The sequence below is a fragment of the Mycoplasma sp. 1018B genome (genome assembly GCF_024582675.1).
Taxonomy (GTDB): domain Bacteria; phylum Bacillota_I; class Bacilli_A; order Mycoplasmatales; family Metamycoplasmataceae; genus Mycoplasmopsis.
In genome coordinates this window covers 453921-479534 of the sequence record NZ_CP102084.1, presented here as the reverse complement: position 1 = coordinate 479534, position 25614 = coordinate 453921, and the positions used below count along the sequence as shown (strand labels likewise).

General features: G+C 21.8%; 11 protein-coding genes and 1 tRNA gene. All 12 read left to right on the top strand.

The genetic code is table 4. The features are described 5' to 3' along the window. Positions 1-7 precede the first annotated feature (7 nt). The 12 genes from NPA14_RS01810 (at position 8) to truB (ending at position 25592) form a co-directional block, all read left to right on the top strand. On the top strand, positions 8-349 hold the full coding sequence (locus tag NPA14_RS01810; protein WP_257075674.1) for a thioredoxin family protein: 342 nt from the start codon (positions 8-10) through the stop codon (positions 347-349). After that, positions 349-2076 (top strand): GIY-YIG nuclease family protein, encoded by a 1728-nt coding sequence (locus NPA14_RS01805; RefSeq protein ID WP_257075672.1) that lies wholly within the window; start codon positions 349-351, stop codon positions 2074-2076. Before NPA14_RS01810 ends, NPA14_RS01805 begins: the two co-directional genes overlap by 1 nt. A 29-nt stretch (positions 2077-2105) precedes the next feature. Continuing rightward, positions 2106-4097: a DHH family phosphoesterase gene (locus tag NPA14_RS01800; protein WP_257075671.1), complete on the top strand. Its 1992-nt coding sequence runs from the start codon at positions 2106-2108 to the stop codon at positions 4095-4097. Between the two features lie 10 nt (positions 4098-4107). Then, entirely contained in the window at positions 4108-4566 is a 459-nt protein-coding gene (gene rplI, locus NPA14_RS01795) for a 50S ribosomal protein L9 (RefSeq protein WP_257075669.1), read from the top strand. Positions 4567-4576: 10 nt separating this feature from the next. Further along, positions 4577-5959, top strand: a complete 1383-nt coding sequence (dnaB, locus tag NPA14_RS01790) for a replicative DNA helicase (RefSeq protein ID WP_257075667.1) — start codon at positions 4577-4579, stop codon at positions 5957-5959. A gap of 36 nt (positions 5960-5995) precedes the next feature. Then, positions 5996-7369 carry a CNNM domain-containing protein gene (locus NPA14_RS01785; RefSeq protein ID WP_257075666.1) on the top strand — a complete coding sequence of 458 codons (1374 nt, stop codon included), beginning with the start codon at positions 5996-5998 and terminating at the stop codon, positions 7367-7369. Between the two features lie 98 nt (positions 7370-7467). Then, on the top strand, positions 7468-16173 hold the full coding sequence (locus NPA14_RS01780) for a hypothetical protein (protein ID WP_257075665.1): 8706 nt from the start codon (positions 7468-7470) through the stop codon (positions 16171-16173). 39 nt (positions 16174-16212) lie between these two features. Then, a tRNA-Ser gene (locus tag NPA14_RS01775) sits at positions 16213-16304 on the top strand. An 82-nt stretch (positions 16305-16386) separates the two neighbouring features. Further along, a complete protein-coding gene (locus tag NPA14_RS01770) occupies positions 16387-19095 on the top strand; it encodes a cation-translocating P-type ATPase (RefSeq protein ID WP_257075663.1) in 2709 nt (902 codons plus the stop codon). A gap of 170 nt (positions 19096-19265) precedes the next feature. After that, the gene (locus NPA14_RS01765; protein WP_257075661.1) at positions 19266-21578 is read left to right on the top strand and encodes a class I tRNA ligase family protein; all 2313 of its coding nucleotides are present in this window, start codon (positions 19266-19268) and stop codon (positions 21576-21578) included. 20 nt (positions 21579-21598) lie between these two features. Next, complete coding sequence (lon, locus tag NPA14_RS02935; protein WP_257075659.1) at positions 21599-24718, top strand: endopeptidase La; 3120 nt, start codon at positions 21599-21601, stop codon at positions 24716-24718. Positions 24719-24740: 22 nt separating this feature from the next. After that, the gene (gene truB / locus NPA14_RS01755) at positions 24741-25592 is read left to right on the top strand and encodes a tRNA pseudouridine(55) synthase TruB (protein ID WP_257075657.1); all 852 of its coding nucleotides are present in this window, start codon (positions 24741-24743) and stop codon (positions 25590-25592) included. Positions 25593-25614: the final 22 nt, after the last annotated feature.

The window sequence follows — 25614 nt, the reverse complement described above, 5'->3', positions numbered from 1 at the left end:
AAATTTAATGAAAAAAATTTCTTTTAATGAATTAAAAGAAATACTTGAAAGAAAAGATTATGCTAAAAAATTATTTTTTCTAGTATTTACTACTTCATGATGCAATGATTGTAAAATAATGAAACCCATTATTAAAGAATTGTATGAAGATTACAAAACTCGAGATGATGTAATATTTTTAGAAATAGACGCAGAAGAAGCAAATTTATATAAAAATGCGTCCTCTAATTGAGAAATTTTTAAAGTTCCTTCTTTTGTTTATTGTAAAAATAACAAAATTTTAAAGATTTTATACGAATATTACCCTAAAAATATACTTTCTAAATATATTGAGGACTATACTGATTAATGTTTGATAAAAATAAATTAAGTAATGTAAAAAATCTTCCCGGTGTTTATTTATGAAAAAATAAAAATGATGATGTTATCTATGTTGGTAAAGCAAAAAAATTGCAAAATCGGATGAAACAATATTTTGAAGGATCAATAAATTCATTTAAAACAAATAAAATGGTTAATGATATAAGTGATTATCAAATATTTATTGTTAGTAATGATAAAGAAGCTTTATTACTTGAAAGAAAATTAATAGAAAGATATAAACCAGAATACAACATTTTATTACAAGATGACAAATACTATCCATATATTGAAATATCTTATAAAAATACCGAAATAAAAATTTCAAGATTAAATAAACATAAAATTCAGAAAAAACCTAATTCATTATATTTGGGCCCTTTTCCTAACGGTTATGGTGCCAGCAAAATATTAAAATTAATTGAAAGAGAAGCATTTTATACCAATGGTTTAAAAATTGAAAATAATGATCCATTATTTTGAAAACAAAAATTTTTAAATTTAAAAAAAATTCTAAATTTCAGTAATGAAGATTATTTGAAAAAATTAAAACAGGAAATGCACTCAGCAGCTGAAAAATGAAATTTTGAAATTGCTAAAGATTTAAAAGAATCCATAGAATATTTAGAAAAATTAAAAGAAAAGCAAGTTATTGAATTAAAAGATCAAAAAGATTTAGATGTAATTTCTTATAAAGTTGTCGATGATCTAATTTTTTTAAATATTTTATTTTATAGACATGGTATATTAATGGATAGTGATAGAATTGTACTTAAAAGTAATTTAAATGTTAAATTTTTCTTTGAAGAATTTTTAGATCATTATTATTTTAATAAATTAGTTCCTGATTTAATTTTGGTAGATAAAGAATTATTAAATTTGGATTTAGATATTGATTTAAATATTTATAAATTAACAAGTGATAATACTAAAATTTATAAACAATTATTAAATTTAGCTTATTTAAATTTAAATGTATTTATTGAAAAAGAGCTTTTAAATTACAAATTTAAAATTAATAAAACTATAAATAATTTAAAATCCCTTAGTGAATTAATTGGTTTAGAAAATCTTAAAGATATTGTTTTATTTGATAATTCGAATTTAAATAATTCTAATCCAATAGGAGTGGCTATTGTTTATACAAATGGAGTAAAAAATAAAAGTGGATATCGAAAATTTAATCACGGTTTAAATTTAACTAGAAAAGCAGATGTTGAATATATGGAATTAACTGCTGAAAAATATTTTAGTAATTTAGAAAAAAATATTTTTCCTTCGTTAATAATTGTTGATGGTGGAATGGCACAATTAAATTCAGTAAAAAAAATTATGAAAAAACATAATTTAAATTTAAAAATTATTGCTTTAATAAAAGATGATAATCATAAAACTAAAGGATTAATAGATTTAAATGAAAATTTAATTTTAATAAATACTATTGATAGTAATTTACGTAATTTTTTAAGTGAAATGCAATTAGAAGTTGATCGTTTTGCAAAAGAACATTTAAGAAATAGATTGAGAATAACCTCAACGCAAGGTAAATTACAAACAATAAAAGGATTAGGTCCAAAAATGGAAACAAATTTATTAAATTATTTTCATAATTATGCCAATATTTTCAATGCTCCATACGAAGAATTAATTAAAGTTGTGCCCAAAAATATTGCTAAAAAAATTTTTGATAAAGATTATCTCAATAATGAAAATTAACATCTTGTATTATAATAATATTAATAACTATGAAAAATGTTAATTTAAAAAGCAAAAGCAAAATTTATATTTGATTATTATCAATATTAATTATTAGTTTATCTATATTATTAATAATTTTTTATGCTCTTTATATATGAAATATAAATACAATTCAACTAGAATGAATTAATTATATTTTCGTGGCTTTAATTTTATTATCCTTTTTTTCTTTGGGGTTGATAATAACTAAACAAATTTATGCATATAATCATTATAAAAATATTACAAGATTTTCTTTTGATCAATATTTAGATGAAGTCAATAGTTATAGTTTAGTTGGTTCAATAATTGTAGATATAAATAATAAAATATTATGAACTAGTAAATTTATAAATATTCGTTTTGGTGATAAATGAACTGGTAAAAGCGTTAATGATTTTTTTAATCATTTTAGAATTAAACATCAAAATGAAAAAACAATTGAATTTCGCCATGATAATAATTATTACCAAGTTAATTTTTGAAATTTATCTAATTCTTTTTTAATTAAAGATATAACAATGGAAAAAAATATAATGAAACTTTATGAAAATCGAAGTGTTGTTGTGGGAGAATTAGAAATTGATAATTATCAGTTATATCAATCCTTTTTTTCAGAAGAACAATTGTTTAATTTAAATAAAGAAGTAATTAATATTTTAGATATTTTATCCAGCAAATATAATCTTTTTTATAGACAATATAATACAAATGGTAAATTTTTAATAATTACTGATTTTGCTTCTTTAGAAAAAATGAAAAAAGAAAATTTTGAATTTTTTGATAGTTTACATAATTTTCATAATACCAATGAATCAGAAAAAAAATATATTTATTCTGTTTCAGCGGGTTTTGCTAGTGGAATTATTGATTTAGGTTTAAAAATGAATAAAGCTAAATCTGCTTTACTTTTAGCACAAAACAGAGGTGGAGATCAAATTTGTATTTTACATGATAATGAAAATGCTAACTATTTTGGTTCTGCTAAAGAAATTTTGCCTTCTTTTGATAGAATAAGAATAAAAAGTATTTTGGAAGTTTTGAAAAATAAATTATTATCTAAAAATATAGAAAATGTTATTATTTATGGTCATTCAAATGCTGATTTAGATGCAATAGGTTCAGCATTAGGAATTGCCACAATAGTTAAATATTATAATAAAAAAGTTTTTATTTGTACATCAACACAAGATTTTACTACTAGAAAAATAATGAATGAATATTTTGAAGATAATAATATATTTATAAAATCTAAACAAGCAGATAAATTGAGTAATGAAAAAACACTTGTTTTTTTTGTAGATAATGCGCATCCCTCTAGAACAGATAATCCTGAAGCTTTGAAAAAAATTGATAAAAATAATATTTTTATACTTGATCATCATAGATTAAATAATAATTTGGATTTCGTTCCAAAAACACAAAAAATAATTGATCCATCAGCCTCTTCTACTTCGGAAATAGTTACTGAAATTTTAATGTTACATAAAAATATTATTCCTATAGATTTTAAAATTGCTCAAATGTTACTTAATGGAATTTATTTAGATACCTTACAATTTCAAAAACATGTTACTTCTAAAACTTTTGAAGCTGCTTCTTGATTACAAGGTAAAGGAGCTAATGCAACTATTAGTAGCGAAACTTTAAAAATGAATTATGAAACAAATCAAAAAGTTAAAGAATTGTTAGAAAATTTAAAAGAAATCAAACCAGGTTATTATCTCTCATATAAAGATGTTTCTGTTTCAAATGATACTATTTCTATAGCAGCAGAGGAAATTTTACGTATTAGCAACAGAAAAGCTTCTTTTGTAATTGCTAGAAATGAAATCAATAATAAATTAAAATTAAGTGCTAGAGGAATAGATACTAATGTTCAAATAATTGCTGAAAAAGTTGGCGGAGGCGGACATTTTGGTACAGCAGCAGCAGAAACATCAGAAGATATGGAAACTTTTATAGATAATATTATTCAAGCTATAATAAGTGCTAAATAAAGGAGAATATATGAAAGTAATTTTATTAAAAGATATTAAAGAAGGGAAAGCTAATACAATAATTGAAGTTAGCAATGGTTATGCAACTAATTATTTAATAGCAAAAGGATTAGCATTACCATATAATGAATTTACTAAAAAACAATTAGATAAAAAATTAAATGATTTAATTGCTGAAAAAATGGAACAAAGAGCTGAAGCTTTAAAATTAAAACAACTGTTAGAAAATGATCAATTAGAATACATTCTTGATGCAAAAATTGATAGCAGAGGCAATTTAAATGTTCATCATGCTATATCTACAAAAGAAATTTTTAAAGATTTGCAAAAAAAAGGTTATAAATTAAATAAATATGCAGTTCAAAAAGTTCACTTAGTTTCAAATGGATTACATATAATTGAAATACATATATTTGAGGATATAAAAGCAAATTTAAAGGTTAATATTACTTTGAAACAATTAAATTAATATAGGTGTTATGAAAATTTTAAAAGAAGAAATAATAATAAAAGATATACTTTTAGAACAAAAAATCTTATCTTTGTTAATACATAAATATGACTCACCTGGAGAATTAATTCCTTTTTTAGAACCAAATGATTTTTATGATGTTTCTAACAGAGAATTATTCGTGGTAATGAGAACGCTTTATGAAGAAAGTAAAAGTATAAATGAAGATACAATAATTGAGAAAGCAAAAGAATTAGGATTAGATAGAAATGTAAATTTAATTTTTCTTAATAAAATTTTTAATACTATTGTTTTTTTTGTTAATTTAGAAATGCATAGAGAAAATCTAGTAGAAATATCAAAACAAAGAAAATTACAAATAGGATTAAATCAGTTAAATAATCTTTTTGAATCAAAAGACAAAGCAGATTCTGAAACAATACTTAATCAAATGCAAGAGATTATTTATGAAGTGGGTTCACAAGTATCGAAAAATCTTTTTCTTTCAAGTAAAGAAGTCAGTGATAATTATTTTGAAAAATTAATTACTTTAAAAAATCGCAGAGAAAATGAAATAAATGGATTATCTACTGGCTTTGAATCTTTTGATGTTTTAAATCAAGGATTACAACCAACTGAATTAATGATTATAGCTGCAAGACCTGCTATGGGTAAAACAGCTTTTGCTTTAAATATAGCAATTAATGTAGCAAAATCATTTAATAAAAAAAATGTGGCGTTTTTTTCATTTGAAATGTCGCCTGAACAATTAATGTCTAGAGTTTACAGCATTTTGTCAAATGTAAGCACCAGCAAATTAAAAAATGCTAAAGATATCAGCGATTTAGAGTGAGTACAAATAGCAAATGTAAAAAGTAAACAAATTGACAAATTAAATTTATTTATAGATGATTCTGGATCATCAACTTTAAGAACTTTAGTATGAAAATGTCGCAGATGACATAAATTACATAAATTAGATTTAATTGTTATAGATTATTTACAATTAATTTCTCTGGATAATACAAAAAAAAGTGACAATAGACAAAATGAAGTGGCTACCATTAGTAGAACTTTAAAATTATTAGCTAAAGAATTAAATATACCAATTATTGCTTTAAGTCAATTATCTAGAGAAGTTGAAAAAAGACAAGATAAACAACCTATGCTTGCAGATTTAAGAGAAAGTGGAGCAATAGAACAAGATGCGGATATTGTTGCTTTTTTATATAGAGAAAATTATTATAATAAGGCAACTGATTGATCTAATAAATTTTCCCCTACTAAATTAATTGTGGCTAAGAATAGAAGTGGACCATTAAAAGATATTGATTTAACTTTTGATATGCCAATAGGAAAATTCATCGATGAAAAAGATTTTTTAAATTCTGATACATCAAATAATAAATAATATTTATAATAATAAAATAAAAAGGAAAAATAATTCATGGACCTGAATAATATAACTACTAAATATTTAGAAATAACTACATCTAATAATCAAATTTTAACAAAACCTTTTAACAATACTTTTTTAATAGTTACGATAATTTTATTAATTATTTTAATAATTGCAAGTAGTATGTTTAGTGCTGCAGAAACTGCATATACATCTTTAAATTTAGGTAAAGTTGAAACATTAATAAGTAATAAAAATAATTTTACAAATAGATTGATAAAAAAACAATATTTAGCTTTTAATCAAGTTTTAGTAACAATATTGATTTGTAATAATATTGTTAATATAGCTTCTTCTGCTATTTTGTCATGAATTTTATCAATAACACTGAGTGGTACTAATTTAGAAAATTATATTGCTTTATTATCAACTGCTGTTATGACGCCGATAATAGTTTTATTTGGCGAAATAATTCCTAAATTAATAGCAAAAAGTCATCCAATATATACTAGTAAAACATTATGTTATCCTTTATTGTTTTTCTATTATTTGTTTTGACCATTTACTTATCCAATTAGTAAAATAGGCAAAAAAATTTACATAACTAATACTGAAGAAGATTTAAAAAATATAATAGATGTGGCACAAAATGAAGGTGTTTTAGAAACTAATGAAAGTATTATGGCACAAAATGCACTAGATTTAGATAGTGTAAAAGTAAAAAAACATTTTGTAAAATTAAAAGATATAACATTTGTAGAAGTTGATAATAATATTTCTAGAGTTTTAGAAGTTTTTGCAGAAACTAATTATTCTCGTTTGCCAGTAAAAAATAAAGAAAATGATTTTATAGGAATTATTTTATTAAAAGATATTTTTACACTTCAAAAAGGTAATATTAGTAAATATATCAAAACTGTGCCTACTTTAAGTTCAAATATTTCTTTATCTAAAGCTTTAGAAATTTTAAGATCCAATAAAGCTCAAATGGGATTTGTTACAGAAAATAATTCATCTAAAGAAATAATTGGATTAATAACTATAGAAGATATTTTAGAAGAAATAGTTGGTGAAATTTATGATGAATATGACGAAGAAGAATGAGAATATTTGGAAGAAATTAGTCTAGAATTATATAAAGCCAATAGTAAAATTAAGGTTAAAACAATCGAAAAAGAAATCGAAGTAGATTTAGATTTATCTAAAGATGAAGAAAAATTAACATTAGCTAAATGATTAGAAAAACGTACTAATAAAAAAATAAGCAAATCGTTAAATTATTCAGTAAATGGAATTAATTTTTCAAAAGCTAAGAAAACTTCAAGTAAATCAGATGTTTGAACTATTGAAATTTCTTTAGGCAATAACGTAGATTTTAAAGAAGAAACCACACAATTTTCAATGGAAAATCAAATAAAATAAGGGTTATCCCTATTTTTTTATATCTTTTTAGTATAATAATATGACTAATATATATATATATATATATATATATCAAATGTAAATTATGGAGGTTATAAATGAAAAATAGAAACTTTAAAAAGTTAAATTTAATCACTTCTGCCGTTATAGCAGTTGGATTATTATCTACTTTTTCTTTATCAACGCCAAAAAATTATACTAAAGCTAAAAATCAAAATTCTTTTGAAGGTCATAATCAAAATGCAACAGTAGATTTTTCTACATGAATGAAAAATGTGCCTGATGAAAGAAAAATAACTAATTTATCCATTCCTGGAACACATGATTCAGCTATGTTTGATGGAACTGGTCCAGCGTGATTTTTTGGACGTTCTTTAGCGCAAACGCAAGTAATGAATTTTGCCCAACAATTAAAAGCAGGAATTAGATTTTTTGATATACGTGTTAGATATCAAGATGGTAATTTTTGATTAACGCACGGTGCAGCTTATGCTTCAACTAGTTTATTAGATTTTTTAAGAGAAGTTAAAAAATTTCTTCAAGCAAACCCCTCAGAAACAGTTTTATTTAGAATTAAAGAAGAAAATGGTAGTGTTAGAAATGATAATGCTAATAGACAATGATCAGATAGATTATTAAATGCTTTGCGTAGTAGTGAATTTCGTGATTTATTTTTTAATTATGGTAATAAACCAAGTGCTTATGTTCCTACTTTAAAAGAACTAAGAGGAAAAGCATTAATGTTTAATCATTTTCATCATTTAATAACAACTACAAGAGAATTTGGCCCATTATTTAATAATGGTTCTTTTGATAGAATGTTTTTAGTTCAAGATAGATATGAAAATGTCAATGAAAATAGTAAAACAGAAGCCTATATAACTTCACAAAATATTATTGCAAATAATAGCAAAACAAATTCAGGAGATTTTTTCTATATTAATTTTGTTAGTTGAGCAAATGGAAGCTCTCCTTGAAATAATGCTCAAAAAACAATGCCTAAAATTCATGATTTTTTAAAGAAAAATCAACAATTTAGAGTATTAGGAATTGTTCCAATGGATTTTCCTTCTGCTGCTATAATTGAAGAAATACTAAAGAGAAATTATTCATGATCTGAAGAAGAAATTAAACAAAATCACTACTCAAAATTATTAACTAATGTTTTTCAAACAACGCCAAGTGCTGGAGATAATTCTTTTAATATAACTTTATCAAGCAATAATAATGCAGTAGAAAATATTTATTTAGATATAAATGTTGAAAGAGCAATTAATGGACAAAAATCAATTGTTTATAACGAACAAAAAAGAAAATTAACTTTAGAAGAATTAAAGTCTCTTAAAATAATCTTAAATAAAAATAATTTTAAATTTAATTTAAATGATATTTTAACAGTTAAGTATAGACAAATTTTACCTGCTAATGATTATTATAATGAAGATGTTTTAAGTGAATATACTCGTAAGTCAACTGTGAGTGGAGAAAATGCTATTTTTAAATTAATCAGAGCATTAAAAACAAAATTAAATTTAGCTCCATCGATAAATAAAATTACTATTTATAATTCAATTTTACAAACTAAAATTCAAGAAATTAATAATTTAATAGATCAAATAGATATTACTGTTGATAATCAAAACAACAGAAATAAAATAGCTAATTTATCTAGAAAAATAGATTTTTTAAATAATAATTTATTACCCGCATTAAATAATAGTAATAATATTGTCTCTCAATTAAAAAATCAAAAATTAAATCGTTTAAATAGTAATAATTCTCAAATACGAAAAATTTTTGACCAAATTTTTAATCAAATTTTAAATTTAGGCATAGAAAATAATAAAACAATATTAAATAGTAATATTGAAACAGAATGAATTGATTCTCAAATTAATAAAATAGAAAATAATTTTCAAAAAATAAGCAACAAAATAGATCCTATTCTTGATACAATTAAAAAAATTGAAGTTTTATCAATACCATTTTTTGAACAAAATATTAGACCTAATCAAACACCAATTTATATTTCATATAAAATTTATATAACTAATGAAATAAATTCAATTAAAAATACACAAGTAGTTAATTTATTATCAAATTTATCATTAGATAATATAAGTGAAACTAATCAAAAGTTAGAAGAATTAACAAAAAACTTTAATTTAATTAATGAACGTTTAAGCAATGATAAAAATCTTTTAGACGAAATAAATAATTTTTTAACAATTATTAATTCGTTTATTAAACAAAGCAAAATAGAAAGTAATGTTATTTTCAATAATTCAAAAATTGCAATAAGTGAAAAATTAAAAAGATTAACTATTTTTAATACTAATTTTGCCAATTCTCTTAATATTTTTACAAATGAATATTTGAAAACCTCACAAGAAGAAATTTTAAAAAGTTTAAATTTAATTTTTACTGATTTAAAAAATGCAATTGGTTTTGACAATAAATTAAGGAATCAAATATCACAACAAATTGATGCTTTAGGAAATATAACTATTCAAAATTATTTTTGAAAATTAAGTGATAGTCATTTTTTAAATAATTTGAACAATATAATAGAAATAATTAATAAAAAAGAACAAATAAATAATATTTTCTTATTGAATGATTTAATAGAAGAGACATTAAATAAATTAAATAATAATAACTTTAATAATGAAGATGGCAATACAATTAATAATTTAATTTTAGAAATTAAAGAATTTCATAATACAGTTGGTTTAATAACCGATTATTATGCCATAACTTCATTTGTTACAAATGATTCATATAATCAAAAAGAAAAAGAATATCTACAAAATTTAACTAATTTAATTCAAAATAGTAAATTAAATAATGAACAAAATTTAAATAAAGAATTAATAAATAAAATAAATAAAAATATTGAAGAAATTTCACAAATTATTCTAAACAACCAAAATTTAATTCATCAAAATTATTTAAATTTTATTCAAACAGATATTAATACTTTAAAAGTAACATTAAATAATGATAATGAAACTACACTAAATGCTAAATTAAATAATCTCAGTGATTTAAATCAATATTTAAAAGATCAAAACAATATTAATAAATTAAAAAATCTAACTTCCAAATTTGAAAATTTAAATCAGTTAATATTAAATAATAAATTAAATCAAAGTGATTATAGTTTATCAATTAATAATTTTTTAAGTTTACTTAATAAACATAAACCCTCTTTTGAAATTATTGAAGAAGTTTTACAACAATTGGAAAATAACATTAATCAAATAATAAAGAAAAGAAATTCTCTTAAAATTTTTATTAAAAATAATAAAACTCAATTATTCAATTTATTAAATGAAAATATTGAAAATTCTATTTATAAAGAAATTGAAAATTTAACGGAATTAAGTTCACAAATTCAATTGATTAATGATTATACAAGTGTAAATACTTTAGAACAAATTAGAGATAATTTAATATTAATTAATGATAAGATTGATTTATATAAACAAATTAATTCAATTATTAGTACTATTAATGAACAACATACTAATTTATTATCAATTAATGATGTTATAAATAGTAATAAACTTTTTGAAAGTTTAAAAGAATCACATAAAAAATTAATAAATAATTATTCTGATCAAATTAAACAAAGAAATTTAGATCAATTAATTAATTTTCAAAAACAACAAAAAGATTTAATTAACAAATTCAATTTAATTAGAACTGACAATAATAACAATGATTTTAAAGAAGTAGAAATTACTTTTGTTTTAGCAAATTCAAATGATGAAATTATTCAAACTAATAATTTAATTATTTTAAAAAATGGTCAAAATATTAATTTAACTACTTTATTTAATACTAATAACTATAGTTTAAATAGTTCTCAAGAAATTGAATTTATTAGTGAATCAAAAACTTTTAAATTAACACCAAAATATAAATTAGTTACTGTTAATTTTGTCAATGAAAATAAAGAACTTATTTTAAGTAAAACACATAATATAAATTACAATGAGAATCAAATTAATATAAAAAATTTAATACCTGATAATTATTCTTTAAAAAATCAACAAACTACTTATACTTTAAACAATAATAATTCAATTGACATTGTAATTATTAAAAATCAAAAGCAAATTAATTTAAAATTTATTGATATTAATCATCCTGCAATTCCAATTCATAATCAAATAATCGAAATTAATCAAGATCAAAAAATTGTTGATTTAACACCATATTTGCCATCTAATTATTTATTTGCTCCTAATCAGCCCAATATTGTAAGCGTTGAAAGTTTAATAGATGTTTTATTAGTACCACAACAAGCACAATATATTATTACTTTTATTAATTCAGAAAATAGTCAAGAAGTTAATCGCATCAGTTTAAATGTTAGTGCTGATGGACAAACTTTTGATGTTAGTCAATTTATAGACAAAAAAAATTATCAATTAGCTACAAATCAAGAAGAAAATGTTTTAATAAATGGGAATTTAATTGTCTATTTAATTCCATTATTCAAGGAAGTTAAAATTAGTTTTGTTGATAATTTTACAAATGATTTAATTAATGAACAAATATTAAATATTAATCGTAATGGGCAAAAAATTAATTTGCTTAATCTTTTTGATAATCAAAATTATCAATTAGCACAAACTGATCAAAATGAAATAAACATTGATAATAACGTGACAATTAAATTAATCCCTTTGTTTAAAATTGTGACATTAAATTTAATATCACAAAACACAGTTGATACTTTAAAAATTAGAATTAGTTCTAATTTAAAAGAATTAATGATATCTGATTATTTACCTAAATTTTATAAATTATCTAATTTAAAAGATAATCAACGAGTTATTCCAGAAAATAATTTAATTGATGTAAAAGTGACAAAAAATACTAAAGAAGTTAAATTAACTTTTAAAAATTTAGAAAATAATATTGTAGAAATTAAAAATATTGAAATTGATTATGATGCTAACCAGATTAATTTAAATGATTATTTACCAACTGATTTTGAGTTAATTAATAGTGAGAATAATATAGTTACTTTTGCTAATGAAATTGAAATTTTAGTTAAAGATAAACAAAAAAGCGTTCAACTGTCTTTTGTTAATGAGTTTAATAAACAATTAATTAATATTGTTAATATAAATATTAATACTCGAGGACAAATTATTAATTTAAATAATTATTTTGATACATTAATTTATAAATTGTCAAATCAAGAAGATAATACTATTAATATAATTGAAGATAAAATTATTTTATTGCAACCATTGAAAAAAGAAATTACCTTCAGATTTATAGATGAAAATACGTTTTCAACTATTGGCTTACCAGTTAATTTAAGTATTTCTTTTGAACAAAATGAAATTGATATTGCAAATTATTTACCTGAAAATTATTACATTGATAATTCAATAATTCTTCTTAATGATCAAACTCTTATTAATGTAGTTATAAAAAATAAACAACAAAATGCAACTATTTATTTTGTAAATAATAATGGTAATATTATTTCAAGCGTTAATCAAACTTTTGATTTTAAAAATAAAGAAATTAATATTTTAGAATTATTACCACAAGGTTATATTTTAGTTAATGAAAATGATGCAAAAATAACATTAAATAATTCCGTTCGTATTAATGTAATTAAAAATAGTAAAACTATTGAATTAAAATTTATTGACCAAACAACTAATGAATTAATTAGTAATAGATTTATTGAAATCGCTTTAAATGGACAAAATATTAATTTAAATGATTATTTTAAAAATGCAGATTATCAAATAATAACAGAACAAGCTAATGAATATTTTGTAAATAATAATACAAATATTTTAGTAAAACAGAATCAACAAAGCATAACCTTAAATTTTGTTGATAATGAACATCAGGTATTAATTAAAAGTTTAAAAATTAAAATATCAAAAGATGATAAAGAAATAGATTTAAATAATTATTTACCACAAGGTTATGAATTAATTGATACAAATAAAGTTAACGTTAAAAATAATCTTACAATTGCTTTAAAAGCTTTAACTAGAAAAATAAATTTACAATTTAAAATAAAAGAAACAAATCAAATTATTACTAATAAAATCATTACTATTAGTCAAAATGATCAAAGTATTAATTTATTAAGTTATATTCCTGATGATTATTTACTAGATTATAATAATAATCAAATTATTTTAGCAATTACTGATGAACAAAAAGAAGCTATTGTTTATATATTAAAATCAGCTAAATCTATTACTTTAACATTTAAAAATGCTAAAGATAATCAAACAATTAAACAAGAAAGAATTGATTTAGCTAATAATAACGGACAAATTATTGATTTAAGCTTATATTTTGATTATCAACTGTATACTCCTGAAAATAATAATTTATATATATTTGCTAACGAAGATAAAGAAATTAAATTAATGCAAAGAAGTAGATATATTACTATTAATTTTATTGATGAAAATAATTTGATAATTAAACAAAGTAAATTAAGAATCAATTTAGAAATTAATAATATAAATTTAATTTCTTATTTACCTGAAGGTTATCAAACAATAGATAATCAAAATTTAGTTAATATTACTGACAAAGAAATTATTGAAGTTAAAGTTCTTAAAGATCAAAAGCCTATTCAAATTAATTTCCATGATGCTCAAGGCAATATTTTACAAACGACAAACAATGAAGTTAATCGTAATGATGTAAATATTGATTTAAGACCATTATTGAATGATAATTTAGAATTAGCCACTTATCAAAATCCAATAGTACTTATACAAGATACTATTAATGCTATGGCTAAATATAAAACCAATAATTATGTAGTAACTTTTGTTAATAAAGAAAATAATGAAATTATTTCTAAACGTACTTTGTCTTTAAAAATTAATGGTGAGTTAGTAAATCTGATGACACTTTTTGATCAAAATAATTTTAGATTAGTGGATACTGAAAATGAAGTTTTAATAGCTAAAGATTTAACAGTTAATTTAATGCCTAATTATAAAAATGTAAAAGTTAAATTTATTGATGCTCAAAGTTTAAATATTGTTCATGAAGAAATAATTAAAGTTAGTGCTTTCATTGACAATATTATTCCAAGCAATATTTTGCCAACTAATTATCAATTCAATAAAGATAATACTTATAATATAAATGAAAACAATGAATTAAATGTTTTAATTGATAAAAATAAAATTAACTTAACTATAAGTTTGGAAACATTAGATAAACAAATTATTAGACAATTTAATCATAGTATTAATTTTGATCAAAAAACAATTGATACTACTGCTTATATTCCTCATAATTATGAACTAGTTAATTCTGATGATCAAACAATGCTTGTTAATAGTAATAAACTAATAATTAAAATTAAAGAAAAAACTAAAAAAATCAATATAGATTTTATTAATTATGAAACTAATTTATCAATAGGTAAAGCTAATTTAGAAATTAAAATTACAGGCGAGCAAATTAATTTAAATAATTATTTTGATAATCAAAATTATGAATTAATTGATAAAGATAATAATTCTTTATTTATTACTAATGATTTAAAAATAAATGTAGTTTTAAAAGAAAAATTCGTTATTTTACAATATGTTGATTTTGTAAGTCAACAAGTTATAAATAATTATCCACTTGATAAAAATACAATTAATAATAATGAAATTAATCCAAGCATAGGATTGCCTAATAATTATGAACTTATAGATAATAATTTAATTTCATATAATAATGAAAGTTCTATTAAAATTTTAATTAAACAAACAAAACGTGAAATTACAATTGTTTTTGTTGATCAAGATAGTAAAAAAGAACTTATTCGTTTCAATAAAATTGTTGAATTATCGAATGATATTCTTGATCTAAGTAGCAATTTACCTGAAAATTATGAATTTAAAACAACTTCTAAAATTAATTTAGATTCACAAATTAATCTTTATACAATAGAATTAATTGATAAAAATAAAATTAACGAGGAAAAAGAAAATCAAAATATTGAACAACCAATTCAAAACGAAAATCAAAGAATAATAAATGTAATTTTCATTGATCAAAATAATAAAGAAATTAAACAAGAAGAATTAACAGTTGATCAAAATCAGACAACGATTGATTTAACTTCTTTAATTCCTCAAGATTATCAATTGTTAGACGATCATATATTAACTTTAAATAGTAATGATACTTATAAAATTATCATAAAAAATAATAAAGAAAAAGATTCAAATGCTCAAGAATTAGAATCAAACAAAAAGATAATTTTAGATTTTGTTCTAGCTAACACACAACAAAAAATTAATAACATTGAATTAAGTATTAATAAAAATGGTCAAGAAATTGACTTATCGTCATATTTTGATATTACAAAATATATAACAAGCGATTCTAAGTTAAAAATATTTGTAAAAGAAAATCAAGTAATTTATTTACATAATATTTTTAAATTACGTGTGAGTTTTTATGATGAAAATATTTTAATTCAAAATGCTGAAATTAATATACCAACAAGAGCAAACAATGAACAATTAAAAAATGCTTTAGAAGAATATGTTAAAAATAATTTAAGCAATTATACATTTTCAAAAGATAATGAACTAAAAATGAACAAAACAAGCAATTCTTTAGAAGTAAAAATTACTAGAAATAATAACAATAATGATCAAGTTGTTATTCAAGAAAAATCAACAAATAAAACTGCAATTATTGTTGGCTCAATTCTTTCTATTTTAGCAGCTATAGCAGCGGGAATAGCAGGATTCTTTTATTACAAGAAAAAAAATAAAAAATAGTGCTTTTGCATTATTTTTTTATATAATTAAAAAGCTGATGGAACAGTACTCAAGTTGGCTGAAGAGGCGGTCCTGCTAAGACTGTAGGGGAGGCAACTCCCGCGGAGGTTCGAATCCTCTCTGTTCCGCCAGTTTTTTTATACTTTTTTTCTTTATAAATAGTTTTTTTATTTTTATCTTTTATAATTTTAAAGAATTATAAAAAGGAGCAGAATGCAAAAAATAATTGATTATAAAAAAGGGTTAACAAATAAACAAGTAAAGGAATTACAAAATAAATTTGGTAAAAATACTTTATTAAAAAATAAAAAGGTCAATTGCTTTGTTGCTTATTTTAAACAATTTTTAGATCCAATGGTGATTTTATTATTAATAGCTGCATTGATTAGTCTAGCATTAGCTATTTATGGTCATTTATCTAATGTTAATCATGGAACAGAATTAGTTGTATCGTATGTAGAACCAGGAATAATTTTTCTTGTTGTTTGTTTAAATAGCATGTTGGGGGCCTACCAAGAAGTTAAGAGTGATCAAGCCGTTAGAGCATTAAGTAAATTGAATCAGGCTAATGCCACAGTTATTAGAGAAGGTAAAACTATTATAGTACCTGCAGAAGATTTAGTAGTTGGAGATTTAATTGTTTTAAATGCTGGAGATGTTATTAGTGCTGATGCAAGAATAATTGAAGCTTTTAATTTAAAAGTTATTGAATCTTCATTAACTGGTGAATCATTGCCAGTAGACAAATGAGCAGATTTTGAAAAAAGTAAATCTACAATTTTGGCTGAAAATAATCATTTAGTTTTTTCTAGCACTTATGTAGCAAATGGCAAAGCTATTGCAATAGTTGAAGCAATTGCTAAAGATACAGAAATTGGAAAAATAAATGATTTAATACAAACACAAGAAAAAGTTTTAAGCCCTTTACAAATTAAATTAAATAAATTAAGTAAAATTTTTGGCATTTCAGGTATTGTTTTACTTTTAGTAAGTTTTATTTTACAAGTTATTTTAATTGGAACTATAAAAAATCAAGCTTTTAGAGAATTAAAAACTTATACTGATTCTTTGGTAATAGGTATCAGTTTAGCAGTTGCAGCTATACCTGAGGGGTTAATTACTTTTACTACTGTTTTATTAAGCATTGGTGTAGCACAAATGTCAAAACAAAAAGCTTTAGCTAAAAATCTTTTAGCAGTAGAAACTTTAGGCTCAGTTTCAATAATTTGTAGTGATAAAACCGGAACATTAACCGAAAATAAAATGACTTTAGTTGATGCTTTAATTAATAATAATAAAATGGAATTAGCTACTAAGGATGAACAAATTCTTTTAGCTAAATATTTAACTTTATGCAATGATGCTTCATTAGAATGAGAAGAAAAAAATAGTTCTTGAATTGAAACTGGCGATCCTACAGAAATTGCTTTACTTAAATTTGCCTATAATTTAAATATTAATAAAAAAAATTTAAAAAATGAATATCAAATTTTAGATTCTTTACCTTTTGATAGTGATAGAAAATTAATGTCTACTTTAGTTAAATATAAAAATAAAAATTATCTTATTACTAAAGGTGCTCCTGATATTTTATTTAATTTAATAAAGGAACAAAATATTGATAAATATATTGAAACTAACGAAAATTTTGCTCAAAAGGCTTATAGAGTTTTAGCTGTTGCAATTAAAGAAATAAATAAAGAAAAAATTAATTTTGCTGACGAAAAAGATTTAAAACTTTTTGCTCTAGTTGCATTAATTGATCCACCAAGAAATAACGTTAAAGAAACCATTGCTTTAGCCAAAAAAGCAGGAATTAAAACAGTGATGATTACCGGAGATCATTTAACTACAGCTAAAGCAATTGCTAAGGATTTAGGTATATATGATACTAATGATTTAGCTATTACTGGTGAAGAATTAGCTAAATGAGATGATGAAAAATTATTAGCAAAAGTTAAAGAAATTAGTGTTTATGCACGTGTTAATCCTAATGATAAATTAAGAATCGTACAAGCTTGACAAAAAAATAATCAAGTTGTAGCTATGACGGGTGATGGTGTTAATGATGCTCCTGCACTAAAAAGTAGTGATATAGGTTGTGCAATGGGTATAACTGGTACTGACGTTGCTAAACAAGCTGCTGATATTGTTTTAGTTGATGATAATTTTAATACTATTGTCAATTCAGTAAAAAATGGCCGTTTAATTTTCGATAAAATTAAAGTAGTAATAATGAATTTACTTATTTCTTCAGTAACTGAAGTATTAGTAATGTTAATTGGAATGATTGTATTTTATTTGTCCTTTAAAAATACTATTGGAATTCAAACAGAGTTTTTTATTTTTGGAGCCTCGCAACTTTTATGAATTAATTTATTAACTCATGGTTTTCCTGCTATTGCTTTAGGATTAGTGGATAGCGGTAAAAATGTGATGAATCGCAAACCTTATTCAAAAAAAGAAAACATTTTTGCAAGAGGAATGGGAACTAATTTAATTATTCAATCACTTATTTTATCTTTATTGACATTAATTTCTTATGCATTGGGAGCTTTAGTTGCAATAAAACAAAATTTAACAGGCGCCGAATTTTTACAAACTGCATCTACTTGTGCGTTTATAACTCTTGGAGTCGCGGCTTCATTAAATAGTATTAATTTAATGTCTGATAAATCTATATTCAGAGCTTCTTTGAGAAAATATTGAATAGTGTGAATGGCTGCTTTATTTTCAGCAACTTGCACTATAATTGTTGTTATTATACCTGGTTTATCTGAAGTTTTTAGAATGGTTGATAATATTTGAAATAATCTTTTAATTTTATTTATAGGATTACCTTTAGCTTTTGGTTTGATAATTTATAATGAAATAGTAAAATTATTTAAAATAATCAATTCAAGAAAAAAAGGCAAACAATAATATTTTTCGTTTGTCTTTTTTTCTTTTTTCAACTTTAAAAAAATTAAAAATAATAATGTAATAGTAAAAAATAAAAATAACAACTTTTTTAATATAATTAATATTAATTTGTATTATGTATTATATTTATATATTATTAACAAAAATAAAATAAAATTGAGGTATAAACAATGAATTATGACGTTAAATTAATAGAAAAAAAATGACAAAATTTTTGACTAAAAAATAAATTGTTTGAACCTAAAAATGATTTTAATTTACCCAAAAAATATATTTTAAGTATGTTTCCGTATCCAAGTGGCAATATACATATGGGACATGTAAGAAATTATGTTTTAGGTGATGTATTTGCTCGTTTCTATCGTAAAAATGGATTTAATGTTTTACATCCTTTTGGTTGAGATGCGTTTGGTTTACCAGCAGAAAATGCTGCAATAAAAAACAATATTCATCCTAAAGAATGAACATATCAAAACATAAATAAAATGAATGAGAGCATTAAAAAATTGGGTATTTCTTTTACTTGAAGTAGACAAATTATTACTGCTGATGAAGATTACACTAAATTTGATCAATTAATTTTTGTAAAAATGTGAGAAAAAGGATTAATTTATCGTAAAGAAACGTTTTTAAATTGATGTGAAAAAGATAAAACAGTACTTGCTAATGAACAAGTAGAAAATGGTAAATGTTGAAGATGTGATGAACCAGTTATTCAGAAATTAATGCCTCAATATTATGTAAAAATTACTAAATATGCAAAAGAATTACAAGATTCATTGTCAGAACTTAAAAATTATTGACCTGAAAAAGTTTTATTAATGCAAAAGAATTGAATTAATTATAACGAAGGTTATGAAACTAATTTTGTTGTTAATAATCATAATTTAAATGTTTTTTTTAATAATTATCAAGAATTAATTAATGCTGATTTTTTAGCTATATCATCAAAAAATAAATTAATTAAAAAATTATTTGATGATAATGTATTAAATCAAGAAGATTTAGAAAAAATTAATGTTATAACAAATAATGCAAAGGCAAAAAAGTTTGATCAAAAATTATTATTTAAATTGCCTTGCTTAGCTAAATCTAAAAATTTTAGTTTACCAATATATATAACTGATTTTGCAAGCGCATTAACTGATGAAAATATATTAATTATTAATATTGATGAAAATAAAACATATAAAGAATTTGCTATTAAAAATAATATTAAAAAAAATAACACAAAAAACAAATTGTTTGATATAGATTATATAAAAAGCAATAAAGCAAATTTAAAAGATTGAGGTATTAGTAGACAAAGATATTGAGGTGCCCCTATACCAATTATCCATTGTAAAGATTGTGGCATTGTACCTGAAAAAATTTCTAATTTACCTGTAAAATTACCAGAAAAAGTAAAATTTAATGGAGAAGGAAATCCTATTTTAACTAATTCTGATTGATTAAAAACATTTTGTCCTAAGTGTAATAAAATAGCACAAAGAGAAAGCGATACTTTCGATACTTTTTGACAATCAAGTTGATATTTTGCTAGATATACAACTCCGTTACCTAAAAGAAATAATGTTATTTTTGATGAAGAAGTTAATTATTGAAAAAATGTAGATCAGTACATAGGGGGTGTTGAACATGCTATTTTACATTTATTATATTCAAGATTTTTCACTAAGGTTTTAGCCGATTTAAAATTATTAAATTACAGAGAACCATTTAATAAATTACTTACGCAAGGGATGGTTTTAAAAGATGGTTTTAAAATGTCTAAATCAAAAGGCAATATAGTTAGTCCAGAAGAAATGATTAATAAATATAGCGCAGACGCAGTGCGTTTATTTATATTATTTGCCGCTCCTCCTGAAAAAGATCTTGAGTGATCTGATACTGGAATAGAAGGTTGTCAAAGATTTATTAACAGAATAATTCAAAAATCTTATGAAATACTAGATAATAAATTTGATTATAAAAATTATTTAGAAACATTTGATTTTAGCCAATTAAATTCTATTGAAAAAAAAGCTAGAAAAAAAATGTATGAATTAGTTGAAAAATTTAATAATATTTTTATCTCAAACAATAATTCATTTAATACTATTATTGCTTTATGTATGGAAATATTAAATGATTTTAATAATATAAATAACTTAGAATTAAATAATGAATTCTTTTATATAATATTAAACATTTTAGAACCTTTCATGCCTCATTTAGCGTGAGAACTTAGCGATAAATTTTTTGGTTTAAAAAATTTAAGTAAAATATCCTTAGATCCTAGAGCATTATTAAATGAAGAAATAATTTATCCAATTACTGTAAATGGAAAATTCAAAAATCAAATAATTGTTCCCGTTGAAAAAAATAATCAAGAATATGTTTTAACAGAAGCAAAAAAAATAATTAAATCTATTTTAGAAAATAAAAAAATAATAAAAGAAATTTTCATTATTAATAAAATAGTTAATTTTGTCATTAAATAATAAATTAAAAGGAAAGTGATATGGTAGATTTCGAAAATTTTCTTTATTTTGATCTAGAATCTAAGTGAAGTAATTCATGAGTTTTTTTAAATAATGATTATCGAAAAATAAAAGTACCATGATCTTCTGAGTGAGAATTTATTTTTTCTGAATATAATAATTTTAGAAGAAATAATAAAGATAAAAAATTAAAATTTATAGCTGTGTATTATAAAAAATCAGAAAACCCAGATATAGATAAAATAAACATTGATTATTCAAAATATTTAGTAGCTAGCCCGATTATAGCTGATAAAAATGATAAATTTTTTAATTTTGTCGTTAATAGAAATAGAAAAAGAAAAATTATTATTTTAAAAAAATTTTTTAGTAGAGGATCTTATTTATATTTAGATGATATAACAAAAAATAAAAACAACACTTTTAATATCACATTAAAATGTATTGGATATATTGATTTCATTCATCCTTATAATGAAGAAGATATTTATGATGAAAATGGTGATGATCCTGATAATAAAATTAATAAAATTGAAGATTATAACAGAATAATAGTTGAAAATGATATTAATGAGCAAAATAAAAAAGAAATTTTAATTGCTTTTTTAAATAGTTTTAAAAAATTTTATGATTATTTTTCAGTACTATTTGGCACTGAATTATATTTAAAATTAATTGATCATATTATTAAAAAAAATAAATATGGTATATCTTCAAAAAAATACATTAATATTTTAAGAACATATTATTCATTTTATTCATTTAAAAATTATGATATATCTATATCAATTAAGGATATGCTTAATTACAATGAAAAAACTATAGATTTTATTATTAACACATGAGAAAACATTGATAAGTTTATTTATAAAATGATATCTTACTACGCTATATTTGCTTGCATATCTAATTATGAAAGATTAATAATGATTAATTGACCTATTATTGATCAATTGGAATTCTTAACATATCGTTTAAGAGATTTAGTGTCGATTTCTGTTAATGATAATATTTTAAATAGCAAAGAATTAAAAAAAATTTTTATAATTTATGATACATACGATTATCTAAATTTTAAAGAATTTGCACAAAAAGATGAAAGTTTAATTCCAGATAATTATTATGATATTCTTTTAAATCACGATGACACAAAAGAAGAAGTTAAAGAATTAAAAGATGAACAAGAAGCAAAAAAATTATATTTAGAAATGGTTAATTATTATTCACTGAATAAAGGAGCGATATTTATGAAAAAATTAGGTGATAAAGAAACAAAAGAAATAGATGAACAAGAAAAACAACTATTGGATTTGCAAGTAGAATATGAAATAGCAGAAAAAATGAAAAATAATTTGGATAAACAACAGAAAGATTTTATTTTAAGAGAAAAATTAAAAGCTATAAAAGATACGATAAATGAAAACAATCCAAATTCTTTAGATAACAATGATGAATATTATAAAAATTTAAATAATCCTAAAGCTAAATACATATATCCAGAATCTGTAAAAAAATTAATCGAATATGAAACAGAAAAATTAAAACAAAGTATGCAAGGTACTCCTGATTCCAATATTATTCAATCATATATTTCTGTATTAAAATCCTTGCCATGAAGAAAAGTCGAAATAGAATCCTTAGATATAAATAAAGTTAAAAAAATACTAGAAAAAAATCATTATGGCTTAAAAGAAGTTAAACAAAGAATAATAGAATATTTGGCTTTAATAATTAATCACAAAAATAATAATTTACAGGAAAATAATAGTAAATTAATTGACTTAGAACAAGAAACTCAAATAGATTTAAATCTATTTAAAGAAAATCAAAATAATAAAATACAAAAAGATTTTAACAATGTTCCTATTCTAACATTAGTAGGACCTCCTGGTACTGGAAAAACTTCTTTAGCAAGAGCTATAGCAGAGGCGCTAAATAAAAGCTATATAAAAATTAGTTTAGGTGGAGTGAGAGATGAAAGCGAAATAAGAGGTCACAGAAGAACATATGTAGGTGCTATGCCGGGCAAAATTATAAAAGCCATTCAAAAAGCTGGAGTTTCTAATCCATTAATATTATTAGATGAAATTGACAAAATGTCATCTGATTATAAAGGCGATCCTACTTCTGCTATGTTAGAAGTTTTAGATCCTGAACAAAATACTAAATTTCAAGATAATTATGTTGAACATGAATATGATTTATCTAAAGTTATGTTTATTGCTACAGCAAATTACTATGAAAATATTCCTGCTCCATTGTTAGATAGAGTAGAAATTATAGAGTTGAGTAGTTATACCATTAGTGAAAAAATAAAAATAGTTAGAGAACATTTAATTGATATTGTTATTAAACAAGCAGGATTGAAGCCAAATCAATTTCAAATAGATGATTTAACTATAGAGTATATAATTAAACATTACACTATGGAAGCTGGAGTTAGAGGTTTAAAAAGACAATTAGATAAAATCGCTAGAAAAATAGTAACAAAAGTAGTATCAGGCGAAAATATTGAAGATTTTATTGTGGATAAAAAACAAATAGAAGAATTTTTAGGAGTTCCTAAATTTACTGAACAAAATGTAACTAATGAATCTGAAATAGGGGTTGTTAATGGATTGGCATATACCACATACGGCGGTTCTACTTTGCAAATAGAAGTAACTACTTTTGAAAGTGACAAAGGAGGTATTAGACTTACCGGATCACTTAAAGATGTTATGAAAGAATCTGCAAATATAGCACTTACTTTTGTTAGATCTAATGCATCTAAATTTGGAATAAATAATTTTAATTTTGATAAAAATGAAATACACATTCATGTTCCTGAAGGTGCAGTTCCAAAAGATGGTCCAAGTGCTGGAGTTACTTTTACAACAGCTTTAATTTCTGCGTTAACTAATAAAAAAGTTTCTAAAAATATTGCCATGACAGGTGAAATTACTTTAAGAGGTAAAATTTTAGAAATAGGTGGTTTAAAAGAAAAATCATTTGCAGCTTTTACTAAAGGAATAAAAACAGTGTTTATACCTTACGGTAATAAAAAGAATATTATTGATATTCCAAAAGAAGTTGCTGAAAAAATTAAATTTATACCTGTTAAAACATATGATGAAATTTACGAAAGAATTTTTAAGTAGGCCTTAAAGGCTTATTTTATTTATGTTTTATTTATTATACAAAAAAGAAAATATAACTTCTTTTGCTGCGATAAAAGAATTTGCTAAACAAAATAATATAAAAAAAATAGGACATAGCGGCACATTAGATCCATTTGCTAAAGGTTTATTGTTAGTTGCTACAGATGAAGATACAAAATTATTAGATTATTTAAAATCAAAAACAAAAATATATGTAGCAAAAATAAAATTTGGGACTCAAACAGATACTTATGATTTAACAGGAAAAATAATAAATACTTCTGATAAAACAATTTATCAAAATGATTTGCTTAATATAAAAGAGTGATTTTTAAAACAAAAAATACAAAAACCTCCGATTTATAGTGCTAAAAAAATTAATGGAAAAAAAGCTTATGAATATGCTAGAGAAAACAAAACAATTTCATTAAAAAATCAAAATATTGAAATTAAGGATATAGAAATAATTAATTTCAATATTTTTGAACAAACCTTAACAATAAAAATAAAAGTATCTAACGGAACCTATATAAGATCTTTAGCTAATGATTTAGGACTTTATTTAAATACATATTCACATTTATTAGAATTAGAGAGAATCGAAATTTCTGAACTTAATATTTCATTACTAAAAAACAAACTTTTTGCTAAAATTAATGATAGTCTTAAATTTAATTTAGATTTTTTAGATTTATCAAATAATGAAATAAAAGAATTAAAAAAAGGTAAATCAATACATATAAAAAGAGTAAATAATAATTCATATTTATTAAGAGATAAATTAGATACTACAATAATTTTAGGAATTATACAAATAAATAATAATGAATGTAAAGTTGTAAAACTTTTTGGTAATAGATTGTTAAAGTATTAAATATAAAATTAAAAGAGAGGAA